We start from the raw sequence: 17,337 nt of genomic DNA, 5'->3' as shown, positions 1-17,337 counted from the left end.
TCACCCTTCAAAAACTTTCAGAAATAGGTTAGTGCATTTTTGGGTAACTAGAGAAAAGATACTTCCTATACTTAGAATGAGCGCCAGAAGATACAATTTCTGGCGCTCCACTGCTTCGTTATTGAGTAAACTCTTATTATTTCTCTGTATTTCCACCTGGATAAAAAAAAATCTACTTCAATCATTCATCCCTAATTCAACTGTGATAACTAGATGTTTTATTACTTTATTAACTTTATCTACTATTAGTGTACAGGAGACAAACTTTAATCAATCCTACTTTTGGGCACCGCAAAACCTTATAGTAGAGTACTACCCACTAATTGATTGTAGTGAAAGGTGGTGACTCCAGCAACATGAGTGAGATGTTTCAAATTCCATTTCTTTCACTAACTTGCCGAAGTGGTTAAATAAAATTTAATCAATAAAAAAGTTACACATTTTTTCTATATTTCAAACCATAATAAGTAAGCATCAAAAAAATCGTCGAGAGGGGTTTTCTTATGAAAAATGGTACTCATCTAGGAGCTAATAAAAGAGGTTCTATGGCGAAACGACCAACTAGTAAGAAAGAAGAGATTTCTCTAGAGTTAGCCGAGCTTGGGTTTTTAACGCCTAAGCAAGGTTCAATGTCCCCAAATAGACGCGATATGAGTGAGAGGGATAGATCTTACTAAATCTAAGATGTCAAAAACGGACACAACAATGCGTTGTGCCCGTTTTTTGTATATTTTTTTCTTTCCACCTTATACGTTTAATTTTTCAACTTGATATACCCATTGTTGCAAGGGTTTTTGATAGTGCAATATCATCCAGCCTAAAATTTTCCCGATAAAATAAGCAGCAACCAGTGTTCCGATACCAATTGATCCAAAAGACTGGATGAAAACTAAGCCTAGCACTGCTGCGACAAAAACATTTAATAAATCACCCGTAATTTTTGCTTTACTAAACTTCAACTTGAACCGTTCGCTAATAACATAAGTTAATGCATCATAAGGCATTAGTGGTAGTTTTGCGGTGAAATAACCTATTAATCCGGCCGATACGACAAATAAACTAATAACTAAATATACACAGCGTAAAACGATAGATTCAGGTGGTGGTAGTAATTGCACGAGGAATAATGTAGCATCCATAAAGAATCCAAATACAACGGAAATGATTAATTGAAGTATAAAATCTTTTATATCAATACGTTTGTTTAATATGATTTGCACAAGGATAAATAATATATTTGCAAGGATAGTAGTAATACCGATTGATAACCCTGACGTTAAAACAAGTGCATATGCTAAAGAAGAAACAGGTGATACACCAAGTCCAGCCTGAATTGACAAACTTACACCAAGCGTCAAAAAAAATAAACCACCCACATATAAAACAAGGCGCTTCATAATAACTTTTTTATGATCCATAAATAACTTCGCTTCCTTTTTTAATCTTCTATTTATCATAACATCGCATTTAGTATATGAAAAATATATATATGATAAACTCTTCATATGTAAAAACATATAATGGAGGTACATAAGTGGATATTCGACAATTACATTACTTTAGAGAAATTGTAAAACAGTCCAGTATCTCTAAAGCTGCAGAAGCACTTCATATCGCACAGCCGCCGCTCAGTCAACTTTTAAAAAAACTAGAGATGGAGCTTGGTACAACTTTAATCCATCGGTATCGAAAAAAATGGGAACTAACCGAAACTGGTGAAATACTATATCAGTATGCGGAGCAAATGCTTATGCAGATGCAGGATGTGAAGCAAAGAATTCAAGAAGTAGAACAAGGTATAGCTGGAACTCTACGTATTGGTGTCTCTTCCGCATGCTCGAACATGCTGATTGACTATATTGGTATGTATAGAACAAACTTTCCAAACGTCAAAATCAGTATTATTAATGGTAACTCAGAGGAATTATTAAAACGACTCGAACAAAGAGAAATAGATTTGGCCTTTCTTCTACGCCTAAGCAATAGCGAACACTATGAGATAAAAATATTGAAAAAACAACCTTATGTCATAATTGTCCCAACTAGCTGGTCTACAGCATTTTCACATCCACAGGTGACATTTAAACAAATTGCCAAATTACCTTTTATCATGCTAGGTGCAATGGAAGGCCATTCTTTTCATGGGGATATACGTAGAGCGTTTGAAGAACATGACATTGAACCAAATATTATAATTGAGTGTAAGGATATATCCATGGTAGCATCACTTGTCAGTAAAGGTTTAGGTGTATCTATCATCCCAAGCATGGATTATGCATCAACCTTTTTAGAAAATCTAACAATATTCGAGTTAAAAGAATATAGTGATAATGTGGAGCCGGTCATCTTAAAACTAAAAGATGCACCTACCTCAAAAGTAGCCGCTCAATTTTGGGATATAGTTGAGTGAACCATAACTATAAACTTTCTCACCTTCGTATATGGTTTGTTCCAATTATTCCACAACTTATTTCATCTAATACCTATCCTTCTAGAAATGGTCAATTATCAATATGAGAAAAACCGGGCAAAAAAACTCCCGGTCCTTAAAGATCAAAACCTGTTTTTATCGTTCTCGAGGGGCTCTGGAAAGACATTTTGGTATATGATTACCGATTGAATTTTTAGGGATGTTGGTCACTCAGGCATTGCCTCACGACACGGTGTTATTTGCTTGAGTTCAGTTTTTAAATCAGTGGGGAATGAAGCCCCACTAATTAAAGTTTCACTTTATCTGTCCTTCAACCTTCTATAACTTTTAGAAACAGGTTAGTGCTTTTTTGGATAACTAGAGAAAAGATACGATTTTACTCCTAACAGGAGCTCACGAGATACAATTTCGTTCGCTATTTCGCTTCCTTATTCGGTAAACACTTACTATTTCTCTAAACTTCCACTAGTATAAAAGAAAATCTGCTTTCTTCCTCTATCATCGGATAATTGCATTTCCAATTCAAAAGCGATGACAAATAAGTTGATCACTCTCTAAAATTTGACCAATCTTATCATCTAAGCGATAAGCTATGCTGAATTTTCTAGTAGAGTACTACACACGGATTGATTGTAGTGAAAGGTGGCGACTCCGGCGGGATGAGTGAGACAGATGAGCTATCACATCGACGCGTTAGCGACGGTGATAGCTCATCGCTAACCCCGCGGAGGCCAACAGGACGTTGGTCACGAAGGCGACTGGAACCACAGGATGTGGGTTATGCAATCGTTGCCGCAGGACGCGGCGAACTTAGATTACCTTCCCTTTGAGAGGTGGCGCACTTAGCCCTCGTTCCTTTGACTCCACCTGAAACGGAAATCATAGTATTATTCATTTTTAAAAGCACCGAAAGTCCAGTGTTCACGGGACATTTTTATATACTTTATCTTGTAAAAAAACCTGTTAGCTCATTTCAAGAAATAAAAATGAGTTAACAGGTCTTACCTTATTTGAACTTATCTGGAATCATTTCTGCCGGCAGTGGACGGCTAAATAAATATCCTTGAAACATGTCGCATTTATAATTCTTCAATAAATTTGCTTGTTCTTCCGTTTCTACTCCTTCAGCAATGACCGGCATGTTTAAGTTATGACCAAGTGCGATAATCGTTGCGATAATACTTCGGTCTTCTTCATCTCGTTGGATATCTTGCACGAATGCTTTATCAATTTTAAGATGATCGATCGGAAAACGACGAAGATAGTTCAATGAACTATATCCTGTACCAAAGTCATCCATCGCAATCAATACACCGATTGATTTGAGTTCATTTAGCACCCTAATAGCAATATCAGGCTGCATCGCAATCGTTTCTGTAATTTCAAGTTCCAAATACTTAGGATCAAGTTTCGTTTCTGTTAAAATCAATTCAACCTTTTCCACTAAATCCGTTTGATAAAACTGTCGTAAAGATAGGTTGACTGATACGGGTACTGGTGGTAAACCTCTTCTCTGCCATTCTTTGTTTTGGCTACATGCTTCTCGCATCACCCATTCACCAATCGGTACAATCATACCCGTTTCCTCAGCAAGTGGAATAAAGTCGACAGGTGCCACCATCCCTAAGTCTTTGCTGTTCCAACGCAACAATGCTTCAATCCCTGATATTTTATGTGTGATTGCATCATATTGAGGCTGGTAGTAAAGAACAAACTCTTGTTTATCCAACGCTTTATGTAGTAGGGTCTCCATGTGAAGATCTGTCTTTGAGAGTCCTTCTATTTGGGCATTGTAGATTTGATAATTGTTGCGCCCCTGTCGCTTGGCGTAATACATTGCATGATCAGAAGCCCTCATCAAACCTTTAATATCTGTTGAATGTTTTGGAAACAAACTTATCCCTATGCTCGCAGTTAAAATTGCTTCAAAACCGTCAAGATCGAAGGCTTCTCCTATTTTCGATATTAATGCCTGTGCCTTTAGAAGGACCTTATGTTCATTAATACCTTGCATAATAATAGTAAATTCGTCTCCAGCATACCTGTAAACCGTACCATCAAGTCCCATTACTTTCACTAAACGCTCCGAGACCTGTCGTAATAATGCATCTCCCATTTCATGTCCAAGATAATCATTGATAAACTTAAAACGATCAAGGTCTACCAGCAAAACAGCTGAGTTAGGTTTGTCAGAAGCTTGGGTTTCAATTATTCTTCGAAGATCCTCTCGAAATAAGCGTTGGTTCCCTAATCCAGTCAACATATCATGATATGCCATAAAGTTTGCCTTTTCCTCATTACGCCTTATGTTAGTAATGTCTTTCCCAATACAATGAACTGCAGAGAGTTTTCGTTCGGTGAATATAGGGATTACTGTAATGTGTAACAATACCTGTTCACCTTTTTGGTTATGCAAAGATGTCTCATATTGATGTGGATGTCCACTATGAACCTTTTGAAAATTAGCTATTGTCTCTTTTTGTTTGTGTTTATCTATGAAGGGAAGAAAAGGTTTTCCAATCAATTCCTCCGCAGTCACACCTAGAATTTTCTCCGTCGCCTCATTTACAACTAAAAATCTTCCTTTCAAATCAAAGGTAATAACAGGATCAATGTTGTGATCAAATAATGCTCTATACCTTTGCTCACTCTCCTTTAAGAGGTCCTCCATCCGAATCTGTTCAGTAATATCACGAGCGACACAAATAACCTCCACCACTTCACCATCCAGTATAGTAGGGACCGCTGTAATATCAAGATTTAAAATTGTGCCTTCGCTATCGAAGAACGAGATTTCAAATTCCGCTGTATTCCCTTTCAATACTTCGAAAAAGTAGTCTGTTGTAAGCTGGATATCTTTAGGAACAATCAGCCTTCGAAAGCTCATACTAGCGATTTCATTAAATGAATATTTTAGTATCCTTAATCCTGATGCATTGATGTTTGTTAAATTTCCCTTCGGATTAATCGTAAAAACTATATCAGGGTTTTGATAGAACAATGATTCGAACTCCCTCTTCGATTTTTTTAACTTATTTTGTGTATCCTTATGTTCGGTTACATCAATAATTGTTAAAATTAAATAACGCTCCCCATCTTCGAGTTCAATTGCATGCCCTGTCACTTTTAATGCTTTACCTTCTAAGTTTTTCTTTAATGGCGAGGATTCAGCTTTATGCACCTTTGACCGATGTTCCATACTCAAAGCTTCAAAGGCCGAATCACTAGGGATTCCAAACATGTCCTCCCAACTATACAAACAGATATCTTCCATACTCATACCCGTCAATTTCACAGCTGCCTCGTTAGCATATATAAAACGGTCTGGATATTGCCCTTCTTTCAAGGTCAATATACATATCGGTTCAGGAAAATTTTCAATAAATCGCACAAAATCACTCTTATTAAACTTTGAATCTAAAATCGGACTATCATTAAAGTAAATTTCCATAATACTCACCTCACTTTTACTTAATCTAAAAAATAAGTATTTCGCTGTACACTCTTAAAAAGATTATAACAACCAAGAGTATGTATTACAATAATAAGTATAAGCATTTTGACTTATATAATATTTTTCACCTCGTTTATAGTTAGTTTAAAATACCTATAAAATAATAAAACTACTCGAACACTAAGTTTCTACAAAATATTTGTTACTGAATACCCATTTTCGGAACTACAGTGAACCTTTTAAGAACTTTCTCTATTAAAGATAACCGCTTCTAAACACAAAAAAGCCCATACCTATAAAGGAATGGGGCTAATTTATACATAACTAATTAACATTGATTGTTTTGCAAATTAGAAAGGATTTGTCGCTAATAGACTAGCTGTTTTCACGTATATTCTTGCATTCAGTTTTAATTGAGAAACTATGAATTCTGCAATGTCTTCTGGTTGCATAAATTGATCAATTTTATCTTTATCAACTAAAGATGAATTTGTAGCAAGCTCTGTTACTACTGTACTTGGAGTCAATGCTGTCACGCGTATATTATTTCGGCGAACTTCTTGAGCTAATGATTCTGTTAGTCCAATAACACCAAATTTGGAAGCACTATAAGCACTTGAACCAGGTGCTCCATTTAATCCATTCGTAGAAGAAATATTAATAATATCTCCTCCATTTTTTTCGATTAATTGTGGAAGTACTGTATGTGTTACATAATAAGTACCCATTAAGTTAACGTCAATAATCTTCTTCCACTCTACAGGGTTCGTATCTACTAGTTTCTCAAAGCCACCAATTCCTGCATTGTTAATCAATATATCTGCTGGTCCTAATTCATTAGTCAATTTCTCTATTGCTAGTTGCACTTGTTCTAATGAAGAAACATCTGCTGGTGAATAAGCCACTTTAACACCTAAACCATCTATTTCCTTCGCTACATCCTTTAACGCTTCCTCAGTTCTTGCAAGTAATCCAACGTTTACTCCTTCTTTTGCCAGAGCAATAGCAATAGCTTCGCCAATACCTCTTCCTGCTCCCGTTACAAATGCCACTTTACCTTTTAATGATTGTCCCACTTTTAGCAACTCCTTTGAAATTAATAATCTATCTCTATCATAATCCAGTAAATTGGAAAATTCCAATCAATCAACTTCACCATGAAAATCTAGGTATTATTTGTCTGCCATATTTTTATTTATAAATGTTGAAGTACCGGTTATCATTAACAATAGAATCTGCCTAGACATCTCCATTGGTGATTCCATACAGCCATTTTCTAGCCATCGTATCATCACTGCTGCAACGCCATGTGCCCTATATACATATAACCATGAGCTATCTAGATTAAGCTGTTCCGGAATTTCAAACTGGTATTCTTTGATAAATAGTTCTTCTATTGTTTTTGCTAATTGATGTCGAAAATCTACACGAATATGCGTACTCAATAATATCGAATATAACCGCTGTTCTTTTACAAAGTAATGAAATACACTTATCTCCTCTGGTTTCATCTCCAATAAATTTACCTTTAAAGTTCGATTGTATGGCTTTCTAATTTCACTTTTTAGCTTATCTAATGTTTCTTGTATAATTTCATCCAATAAATATTCTTTTGTCCCAAAGTTATTATAAAATGTGCCCCGATTATAATTTGCCATTTTCACAATTTCCGTCACACTAACATCGTTGAAATCCTTATGTTCTAGTAGATCTATAAATGTGGATTTTAAAATTTCTTTGGACCGTTGAATTCTCTTATCTACAAATTCGTTCATATGTACCCCCGTGAATAGTTATTTTATTGCACAAAGTGAGGATGTTTGTTTATTAGTGAACATTCAAAGACATTCTGTTTCTTGTAATGTTATTATCCCACACTAAAATAGAAGTGTAGACAAAATAAATAATTTGGAGGTTTTATATCATGACATTTCCAGTTTTAGAAGGTAAAGTTGCAATCGTTACAGGCGCCGCAATGGGTATGGGGAGAGAAACAGCGATTTTATTTGCAGAGGCAAAAGCAAAAGTCGTTATAGCTGATTTCAATGAAGAAAAAGGACAGGCTGTAGCAGAAGAAATTAAAGCTGCTGGCGGTGAGGCTTCATTCGTTAAAGTAGACATATCTAATTCTGAGGCTGTTCAAGCAATGGTTAAATTTGCTGTCGATACGTATGGTAAATTGGATGTTGCAGTTAATAACGCCGCACTTACTCCGGATGATAAGCCTGCACATGATTTCGATGAAGACTATTGGAACCGTTTAATCGGTGTTGACTTAACAGGAACTGCATTATGCCTAAAATATGAATTAAAACAAATGCGCGAACAAGGTCAAGGCGGATCTATTATTAATATCTCTTCTGTAAGTGGTTTCCGTCCACAACCAGATAACATTGCCTATGTTGCTGCTAAACACGGTGTAGTAGGAATAACAAAAGTTGCCGCCTTAGAAAATGGTCCATTGAATATTCGGGTAAATTCGGTTGCACCAGGGGCAATTGATACACCGATGCTTCGTGGAGCTTTAGAGCAATTCGGATTAAATGAGGAAGAATATGCTCCTCAGTTAAGTTTGCTAAATCGTTTTGGTCAACCACGTGAAATTGCACAAGCTTCTTTATGGTTAGCGTCTGATGCTTCCTCTTATGTGACGGGTACAACTATCCACGCGGATGCAGGTTATACTTCACGTTAATTTGGATAAACTTTTGCATTAAGAAAAAGCGGGCAAAAAAAATGCCCAGTCCTTTAATGTCAAAACCTGTTTTTATCGTTTTCGAACAGGTTAAGCATTTTTGGATAACTAGAGAAAAGCTACTAACTATTCCTAGAGTATGCTCTTGAAGATGCAATTTCGTTCGCTATTCACTGCTTTATAGTGCAAACACTTACTATTTCTCTTTATTTCCACTAGTGTAAAAGAAAACCTGCTTTCTTCCTCTATCATTGGATCATCGCTTTTCTAATTCAAAAGCGATTACAAATAAGTCGAAAGTCCCGAGAAACCAGTGTTCACAGGATATTTTTCTATATTTTTCTATCTATTAAAAAAGTCGAGAAAAGTGATTTGCACTTTTCTCGACTTTTTTTAATCTTCTACAGGCAACCAGCCTTTTACATTCATCAGTCTGTCCCATAATGGATCAGGAATAACTAGTTCTTCCTGAGCTGATTTAGAAAGGGTTACTCGTATTTGATCTTCCTCACCTGCTTGGACTTTCTCCGTCCACTTTGGTTCCATTAGTAATTCGCGCCCTAATGCAATGAGCGGGACACCTGTTTCGAGTGCTTCTACCACTTCATCAGGTGTATGCAATGAACCTACCCCCACTACTGGAGTACGATTTCCTATTTTTTCATGTATCTTAATAATTCTTGACTGCGCTTTATCTTTTTCACGGAAGGAACCATTCCAGAAATGATTAACTGACACATGTAAATAGTCTAAGCCTTGATCTGCTAGTTTATCTACAAATTGAAGTGTATCATCCAATTGAATCCCTGGGTTACTTCCTTCTTCAGGAGATATTCGATAGCCAACGATAAATGGTTTATTTGCATGTTCCTTTACTGCTCTGTTTACAGAATCTACAATAGCTAAAGGAAACTTCATGCGTTTTTCAAGGGATCCGCCCCATTGATCTTCCCTTCTATTTGAATGTGGCGAGAAGAATTGCTGTAATAAATAAGTGTTTGCCCCGTGGATTTCTACTCCATCAAAGCCTGCTTCAATAGCTCGTCTAGTAGCATCTCCAAAAGCCTGGATTGTATGATGAATTTCATCCTCTGTCATCTCTCGCGGAACTATTGCACCTTCACGTTCCGATGCAATAGCACTCGCTGAGACAGGTTGTTGATCTGGAAGTAATTCTGGAGGTGACTGTCTGCCCCCATGATAAATTTGGATAATCGCCTTTGTCCCATTAGACTGAATAGTCTTTGCTAGTTCTTTCAAACCTGGTAGAAATTTGTCATCATCTATACCGAATTGACCCGGAAATCCTTTACCTTCTTTAATTACATACGCACAAGCGGTAATGAATGTCCCCACTCCTCCAGTACGCTCTTTATAATAAGCTAGTTCACTTTCCGATATCTCACCATTTTCTTCAGAGGAATAGTTAGTCATCGGTGCGACCATTATTCGATTTTTCACTTCTACTCCTGAAGGAAACGTGTATCCTTGAAAAATCTTTTCGTATTTTTGCTTCATAGTAATAACTCCTTTACTCGTCCTACTTCCTGAGGACAATTTACTTCCACATTTAAATACTACAGAAGTTAGCAATATTCCGCCAACAATCTGCCATACAAAAATCCCCATGCAAGACACTATTCAATGATAGTACTTACATAGGGGATTGCGCTGATCTAATTTTTTTATTTCCTGTACCTATGTGTCAATGTATTGAGGGTATACGATTATACTCATTATCGACCTCTTTTTTTGCTATCTCTTAGTTGTATATTTATAGCCTTTAATTGAACTTTCTATGTTGACTGTATTATTTCGTTTCATTGACAGTTTTATGAAAAAGCGGAAGTAAATGATTAGGTCACTTCCTTCCGCTTTAAATCTATTTTAAAAAATCCCGCTTAATCAGGAATGTTTTATTTTCCCTATACTTTGCAATGCTTCAACAAAAGCTCGGACCTCTTCCTCTTTCGTCGCCCATGAGGTAACTAATCGAATAGCAGAATGGGAGGGATCAATTCTTTCCCAAATAAGAAACGAGTAATTTTTTTGAAGCTCCGCAATAAGAAAATCGGGCAATATTGGAAAGATCTGATTGGAAGGAGAATGTGTTAAAAATGAAAAGTCTGTAGCGATACATCCATCTCTCAGGATAGCTGCCATATCATTCGAATGCTGAGCCAGCTCCATATATAAATCATCCCGGAACAGCTCATAAAACTGAATTCCTAACAATCTTCCTTTCGCTAAAAGCGCTCCCTTTTGCTTCAAATGAAAGCGGAAGTCTTCTTTCAATGAACGTCTCGAAATAACTAATGCCTCTCCTATAAGTGCCCCGTTTTTTGTTCCTCCAATATAAAAGGCATCCACTAGTGTTGGGATGTCGCTTAATTTCAAGTCATTATCATCCGAACAAAGCGCAGATCCTAGTCTTGCCCCATCCATATACAATAGTAGATTATGTTCGACACAAAAATCTTTTAAGTCTGTCAGCTCACTCTTCTTGTAAATAGAACCTATTTCCGTAGAATTTGATATATAAACTAACTTCGGCTTCACCATATGCTCGTCTGTATGAGAATCTAACACTTTTCTAATATGAGCGGGATTCAGTTTTCCATCTATAGTTTCTACTGAAATGACTTTATGTCCCGTAGCTTCGATCGCTCCCGTTTCATGAGTAGAGATATGACCCGTATTACTGGCTATTACGGCTTCATGTGGTCGTAAAAATGCAGAAATCGCCGTAAGATTTGTTTGTGTCCCTCCTGATAACAAATGGATATCAACATCTGGATTCTCCATCTTGTCTTTTATCAAACTAATTGCCTTTTGAGTAAAATAGTCTCCGCCATACCCATCTTCTTGCACCAAATTAGACTCTATTAAAGCTTGTAAAATCCTTGGATGTGCACCTTCTGCGTAATCATTCTTGAAGCTATACATGAAAATTCCTCCAATCAAAAATATCATTATTTGTTATTAGATATCGTAGCATAATATATTGCTAAACTTCATGTACCAAAAAAACAACTAATTATAAAAGGTATTAGGTTTAATACAATTCAAAGTCATTTTGAACCCCAACCTTCCGATTATATACAAAAAGCCAACTATTTCTATAAAATAGTTGGCTTTTTATATTAGATTTTCTTTTTAGCTTCTGTTTCTTTATCATCTAATTTAAATTCATCTGCTACTTCGTCCACGATATCTTTAGTTGAGTTTTTGAATTCTTTTAACGTTTGTCCAACTGCTTTACCTAATTGAGGTAACTTTTTCGGACCGAATACGATTAAAGCAATGATTAAAATAATGATTAAACCTGGTACGCCGATATTTGGCATGGTGTTTCCTCCTCATAATTATATATATATTAATCATATGGCTTGTATGCAAAAATTGTTTTTCTAACAAAAAATCTTGGTTGTCTTGTATCAATTACACATTATACTCCTTCGTTTCTCAATTTGTAAATACATAGATATGGAAGATTTCAAGGTGATTATAATATTCATATCAAAAACCTGAAGGAGGAATTGATATATACTTAAACTTCTTGGATACAAAGTCTCTTTATAACATATATTTCAACTTCAAAATATTCGGAATTAAAATACTTTAAGGATTTGACAAAAATGTGACCAAACTTTAAAAAATATGTAGTAGAATGAGTATGATTGTTTTGAATCACTTTTTTAAAGAATAAATTCTAGTTAATAATTCCTATTAACTGGAAACTAGGAGGGGAGATCCCATTTGTCTCAATATAATTTAGAAGAGCTTAAAATATTAAACCAAGTTCTTTTTGCGTTATTTGTCGTCGCTGATTTTGCACTATTTCTTTTTTTCAAAAGTAATGCATTCCCGTGGTTTGCATTATTAGGAGCAGGTATTGGTCTAGCTATTATAGTTCTGTGCTGGACAGGAACAAAACATATGTACTTTATCGCTTCCTTATTAGTTTGTACATTCTTATTCTCATTAGTGTACAACTGGCATACCATTGTTCATTAATGAGCATATTTTTTACTGATTATTTACCTAAATAAACAAATACGTGCAATTTTCTACTATTTTATGATGGGGGTTATATTATGTCAGAACAGGAAAAAAATGCTCCACTTTTAGATAAACGTTCTTCTAGACGTACGTTTATAAAAAACTCGGGATTAACAGTTGGTGGGGTTGTTTTAGGTGGGGCACTTGGTAGTCTTTTAACAAAAGAAGATAAAACGACAACTAACGAAACACACGTTAGCTCGGGAGCAGCTGCTTCTAATGCAAACGTTGCTTTAATGTACTTTACGCCGGATCAATATCGAATTACCGAGGCTGCTGCAGAAAGAATTTTCCCAGAAGATGAAAATGGTCCTGGAGCGAAAGAATTACTAGTTGCTTATTATATTGATCACCAATTATCAGGTGCTTGGGGCATGGGTTCGAAAGAATACACATCTGGTCCTTTCTTCCCCGGTGAAGATACTCAAGGTTATCAAGGCCGCCAAAATAGACAACAAATTTTTGAAATTGGCTTGAAAGGGATACAAGATGAAAGTTTAAAAACATATGACAAATCTTTCGTTGAGCTATCAGAAGAAGAACAAGATGCAATATTAACAGAATTTGCTGATGGAAATGTGGAACTTAAAGGAGTATCTTCTGCTCACTTCTTTGGAGTTTTACGTACTGCAACAATTGAAGGAGCTTACGCTGACCCATTATATGGTGGTAATGCGAATATGGAAGGTTGGAAGATGAAAAACTTCCCAGGTCATCAAATGAGCTATTTAGATATCGTTGAAAAAGAATTTACTAAGATAGAACCAATGGCTTTAAATTCACAACATAAACACTAATAATATTTTAGTTATATAAATTGAGTTTAAATATTGAGGGGGAAATAGAAATGGTTACAAAATTACCTAAAGTAGATGTTGTCACAATTGGTGTTGGCTGGTCTGCTGGTATCATCGCAGCTGAGCTGACAAAACAAGGTAAAAAAGTTGTTGGATTAGAGCGAGGTAAAGATAGAAAAACAGAAGATTATTATATGGCCCATGACGAACTTAGATATGCGGTTCGACATGAAATGATGCAAGATCTTTCAAAAGAAACAATTACTTTCCGAAACAACGACAAAATGCGTTCTCTTCCAATGAGATCATATGGTTCATTCTTAATTGGTGTTGGTGTTGGTGGTTCTGGTGCACACTGGAATGGCCAAAACTTCCGTTTTCTGCCATATGATTTTGAATTACGCTCTAAAACGATTGAAAAGTATGGAGCAGATAAAATACCCGCTGACATGACTATTCAAGACTGGGGTATTACGTATGATGAAATTGAACCTTATTATGATCAATATGAAAAAATGGCAGGGATTTCTGGTGAAGAAAATCCACTAGGCGGAAAACGTTCTAACCCTTTCCCTACTCCAGCGATGAAAAAAACAGAAGCAATGCGCTTATTTGATGATTCTACTAAACGAATGGGTTATCATCCATACGTACAACCATCTGCCAATCTATCAGAAAACTATACAAACCCGGATGGAATTTCCCGAGCAGCTTGTCAGTATTGCGGATTCTGTGAGCGTTTCGGCTGTGAATACGGAGCAAAAGCAGAACCTGGTGTAACTGTACTGCCAGTTGCAAAAGCTACGGGTAACTTTGAAATTCGTCCACATTCTGAAGTACGTCGTATTTTATACTCAAACGGAAAAGCTACTGGAGTTCTTTACACAGATTTAATTACCGGTGAAGAATTTGAGCAACCAGCGGATGTTGTCGTATTATCAGGATATGTATTTACAAACGTTCGTCTTCTTCTATTATCTGGTATTGGAAAACCGTATGATCCAAACACAGGTACTGGAGTCATTGGGAAAAACTATGCTTACCAAATTCGTAAAGGTAGTTCAACAGGATACTTCGATGAGCATAAATTCAACAACTTTCTTGGTTCCGGCGGTTTAGGAATGATAATCGATGATTATAATGGAGATAATTTCGACCACTCTGATTTAGATTTCATCCACGGAGGCATGATTATCCTTGGACAAACTGGGCAAAGACCTATCGCAAATAACCAAGTCCCATCAGGCACTAAGTCTTGGGGTAAAGAATTTAAGGATGCTTCTATAAAATATACAAACGCATCCTTAACTGTAAAAGGTGAAGGTGCATCTATGGCTTATAAACAACATTTCCTTGATCTGGATCCTGTTTATAAAGATGCATTTGGGGATCCATTAGTTCGAATTACTTTTGACTTCGAGGAACAAGACCGTCAATTGACAAAATACTTGGCTGATAAGTGTGAAGGAATTCTCAAAGAAATGGGTGCTGATCACATCGATACTAGTAGAGATCTTGGACCATACAATGTGGCTGAATACCAATCTACCCATAATACTGGTGGTGTAATAATGGGTGCAGATCCTGAGACATCTGCAGTCAACAATTACTCTCAAATGTGGGATGTAGAAAATCTATTTGTAGTAGGGGCATCTTCTTTCCCACAAAACGCTGGATACAACCCAACAGGTACAGTAGGCGCATTATCTTACCGTGCGGCTGAAGGAATTCTGAAGTATATGGAAAAAGGCGGATCACTAATTTAATATATCATTACATTACATTTTATAGAATTAGCCAACAACAAAAAGCTACTCGCTTCTTTATATTAAAGAATTGAGTAGCTTTTTTATTCTTTAGGAAATTATAAAATCTTTGGCATGTGGATAACTTTCTACAATTGAATCTCCATAGCGCCTAGCCCGCTTGAGTCGCTTTAGACAAGCGAATAATGGCAAAGCACCTTTAAAGTATTCTTCCAGCGCTTGACGGAGCAGACATTGGCGCTTGGTCTTTTGTTCAAAGATAAGCGTACAATGTCAAATACTTTTTTCCAGTTTTAGAGTAACTCAAACACGCCTACCGCAAAAAATCCTTTTTTTTACAAGTAGTAATTAACCAAGTTGTTTATATAACAGGTACCCTTTTTTTGATTCAGAAATGGGCATTCACTCGTTTTTCTTGTACTGCATGGATGCATTCTGGCATTGCGTTCAAATTTAGAATTTAACGTACTGATTCGCATTTACAGAACGAGTGGGATAAGGCTTATCTGCGAGGTCTCGGCCTCATGAAAGTTTGATTCGATCTCCACTCGAACCAAAAGAAGGGTACCTGTTTATGTTTGCTTTAAGCAGCTAAAGGTAGTGTTAATTTTTTAGAGATTTCCTGTTCATATTTGAATTCTGGGTCATCCCATTCAAACGGTTTCTGATTTTTTAACATGGCAAAGGCAATTTTAATAAACTTGTTCCCCATCGCGATATTAATTTTTCCAGCCTTTTTGCCTTTTTCCTTTAAACGGATACAAAAAGGCTTCAGGGCCTCATTGTGTCTGGCAAGGCATCGTCCGGCGGTATAGATAGCCCTACGCAGGTTGGCATTTCCTTGTTTGGATATACGTCCAAAATACCCGCCTCCCGGTCCCGATTGTTTTATGACAGGGTTAGTACCAGCTTTTTTAATCAGCTGACCGGCATTCGTGTAATGAGAAAGGTCTCCCATTTCACAGTAGATTTCGGCAGCTGTTACAAGTCCTATGCCCGGCACGGTCAGGAGAAAGATTCCATCGGTTTGAACGAATATACGTTCAATTTCCTCCTCGTACTCTTTAATTGTTTGGGTAGCCCATTCATACGCTTTCAGCTTTTTTTTCAAGAGAAATAACTCGCTTGAAAGCTGGTCTAATGGCTTGGAGACACTTTCATTGGCTGCGAAGAGAAGCTTGTCCATCGTTGTTTTGCGGATTTTTAGGTTATGTTTTTTGGACAATTCCTGTAATCCATCCTCTCCCAGTTCAAGAATTTGAGAAGCGTGTGGATAATGGGTTAACAGATGAAGACTGGCTTTTCCCCAAAAATCACTAAAGATTGTTTTCGTTTTGACTTTCTTATCAACGAGCACGCTGATTCCTTGGTATTCACGCCAGATATGATCATGGACGACCCGAATTTCCATTTTGATACGAGAGCGCTTATTAATTTCACTTCTTCTTGCGCGTGTAAGATTTTGAAGTTCTTTGTACATGCCTGAAGGCAGTTTGGAGTTGGTCGCTTTATTGCCCACCAATGCCTCGGCAATCAGATACAAATCGATGTCATCCGTTTTTGTGTACGTAAGATGTTGTTTCCGTTCTTCATGTGTAGAAGATGGGTTAATGATATGAACAGAATAACCCGCATCTGTTAAAATACGTACGATGTCTTCGTAGTAATGGCCAGTCGCTTCGATGCCCACAAATACCTGTTCAGCTTGACAAGTCTGTTTGGCCTCCTCGATCTCTTTAATAAGGAGTTGCATGCCAGTCTGGCTGACCATGAATGAAAATGGGATGTGAATCACATCGCCAAAATAATTCAGTATCATCGCTTTCTGCAAAACCTTTGAAACATCAATCGGAACAAGCAATACTTTTTCTAAATCGGTACCTCTAAGTTCTTTTGCGAATTGACTTCTTCTTAAACCTTGTTTACCATTAAGTAGTCTCATTGATTATGTCCTCCTTCTAGGGTGGGTGATTGAATTACTTGGTTAAGTATCAATCCTAACATAGTCACTGGGGCTTTTTTGTTTCGAAACTCATTATTTCACACACCAGAAAGTATATAAAAATGTATTATGAGCACTGGGTTCATGGTACTTGAAAGAATGATAAATACCCCTGATTTCCGTTTCAGGT

General features: G+C 36.6%; 14 protein-coding genes. 6 read left to right on the top strand and 8 right to left on the bottom strand.

Going from position 1 to position 17,337, the window contains the following annotated elements; all coding sequences use genetic code 11:
* Nucleotides 1-503: 503 nt before the first annotated feature.
* A complete protein-coding gene (locus ACN6MX_RS00500) occupies nt 504-677 on the top strand; it encodes a hypothetical protein (protein ID WP_419960745.1) in 174 nt (57 codons plus the stop codon).
* Between the two features lie 69 nt (nt 678-746).
* Here ACN6MX_RS00500 and ACN6MX_RS00495 read toward each other — a convergent pair whose 3' ends face one another.
* Entirely contained in the window at nt 747-1,397 is a 651-nt protein-coding gene (locus tag ACN6MX_RS00495; RefSeq protein ID WP_419962515.1) for a YczE/YyaS/YitT family protein, read from the bottom strand.
* Nucleotides 1,398-1,534: 137 nt separating this feature from the next.
* Between ACN6MX_RS00495 and ACN6MX_RS00490 the strand changes: the two genes are divergently transcribed.
* Nucleotides 1,535-2,410 carry a LysR family transcriptional regulator gene (locus ACN6MX_RS00490; RefSeq protein ID WP_419960744.1) on the top strand — a complete coding sequence of 292 codons (876 nt, stop codon included), beginning with the start codon at nt 1,535-1,537 and terminating at the stop codon, nt 2,408-2,410.
* Nucleotides 2,411-3,437: 1,027 nt separating this feature from the next.
* On the opposite strand, the gene ACN6MX_RS00485 is transcribed toward ACN6MX_RS00490, so the two are convergent.
* The 3 genes from ACN6MX_RS00485 to ACN6MX_RS00475 form a co-directional block, all read right to left on the bottom strand.
* The gene (locus tag ACN6MX_RS00485; RefSeq protein WP_419960743.1) at nt 3,438-5,882 is read right to left on the bottom strand and encodes an EAL and GGDEF domain-containing protein; all 2,445 of its coding nucleotides are present in this window, start codon (nt 5,880-5,882) and stop codon (nt 3,438-3,440) included.
* Between the two features lie 353 nt (nt 5,883-6,235).
* On the bottom strand, nt 6,236-6,961 hold the full coding sequence (locus tag ACN6MX_RS00480; RefSeq protein WP_419960742.1) for a 3-ketoacyl-ACP reductase: 726 nt from the start codon (nt 6,959-6,961) through the stop codon (nt 6,236-6,238).
* A gap of 96 nt (nt 6,962-7,057) precedes the next feature.
* Nucleotides 7,058-7,660 carry a TetR/AcrR family transcriptional regulator gene (locus tag ACN6MX_RS00475; protein WP_419960741.1) on the bottom strand — a complete coding sequence of 201 codons (603 nt, stop codon included), beginning with the start codon at nt 7,658-7,660 and terminating at the stop codon, nt 7,058-7,060.
* A gap of 149 nt (nt 7,661-7,809) precedes the next feature.
* On the opposite strand from ACN6MX_RS00475, the gene ACN6MX_RS00470 reads away from it, so the two are divergent.
* Nucleotides 7,810-8,580 (top strand): SDR family NAD(P)-dependent oxidoreductase, encoded by a 771-nt coding sequence (locus tag ACN6MX_RS00470; protein WP_419960740.1) that lies wholly within the window; start codon nt 7,810-7,812, stop codon nt 8,578-8,580.
* Nucleotides 8,581-8,973: 393 nt separating this feature from the next.
* Here ACN6MX_RS00470 and ACN6MX_RS00465 read toward each other — a convergent pair whose 3' ends face one another.
* From ACN6MX_RS00465 to tatA, 3 genes are all read right to left on the bottom strand, one after another.
* A complete protein-coding gene (locus ACN6MX_RS00465) occupies nt 8,974-10,098 on the bottom strand; it encodes an NADH-dependent flavin oxidoreductase (RefSeq protein ID WP_419960739.1) in 1,125 nt (374 codons plus the stop codon).
* A 387-nt stretch (nt 10,099-10,485) separates the two neighbouring features.
* A complete protein-coding gene (locus ACN6MX_RS00460; protein ID WP_419960738.1) occupies nt 10,486-11,526 on the bottom strand; it encodes a threonine aldolase family protein in 1,041 nt (346 codons plus the stop codon).
* 197 nt (nt 11,527-11,723) lie between these two features.
* The gene (gene tatA, locus ACN6MX_RS00455) at nt 11,724-11,927 is read right to left on the bottom strand and encodes a twin-arginine translocase TatA/TatE family subunit (protein WP_419960737.1); all 204 of its coding nucleotides are present in this window, start codon (nt 11,925-11,927) and stop codon (nt 11,724-11,726) included.
* Between the two features lie 412 nt (nt 11,928-12,339).
* Between tatA and ACN6MX_RS00450 the strand changes: the two genes are divergently transcribed.
* The 3 genes from ACN6MX_RS00450 (at nt 12,340) to ACN6MX_RS00440 (ending at nt 15,205) form a co-directional block, all read left to right on the top strand.
* The gene (locus ACN6MX_RS00450) at nt 12,340-12,597 is read left to right on the top strand and encodes a hypothetical protein (RefSeq protein WP_419960736.1); all 258 of its coding nucleotides are present in this window, start codon (nt 12,340-12,342) and stop codon (nt 12,595-12,597) included.
* A gap of 80 nt (nt 12,598-12,677) precedes the next feature.
* Entirely contained in the window at nt 12,678-13,439 is a 762-nt protein-coding gene (locus ACN6MX_RS00445) for a gluconate 2-dehydrogenase subunit 3 family protein (protein WP_419960735.1), read from the top strand.
* A 50-nt stretch (nt 13,440-13,489) separates the two neighbouring features.
* Nucleotides 13,490-15,205 (top strand): GMC family oxidoreductase, encoded by a 1,716-nt coding sequence (locus ACN6MX_RS00440; RefSeq protein WP_419960734.1) that lies wholly within the window; start codon nt 13,490-13,492, stop codon nt 15,203-15,205.
* A 583-nt stretch (nt 15,206-15,788) separates the two neighbouring features.
* Here the strand turns inward: ACN6MX_RS00440 and ACN6MX_RS00435 are convergent.
* Nucleotides 15,789-17,147, bottom strand: a complete 1,359-nt coding sequence (locus tag ACN6MX_RS00435; protein WP_419959370.1) for an IS110 family transposase — start codon at nt 17,145-17,147, stop codon at nt 15,789-15,791.
* Nucleotides 17,148-17,337 lie beyond the last annotated feature (190 nt).

The organism is Psychrobacillus sp. BM2 (assembly GCF_048572895.1).
Taxonomy (GTDB): Bacteria; Bacillota; Bacilli; order Bacillales_A; family Planococcaceae; genus Psychrobacillus.
This window is presented reverse-complemented; position numbering and strand designations above follow the sequence as displayed.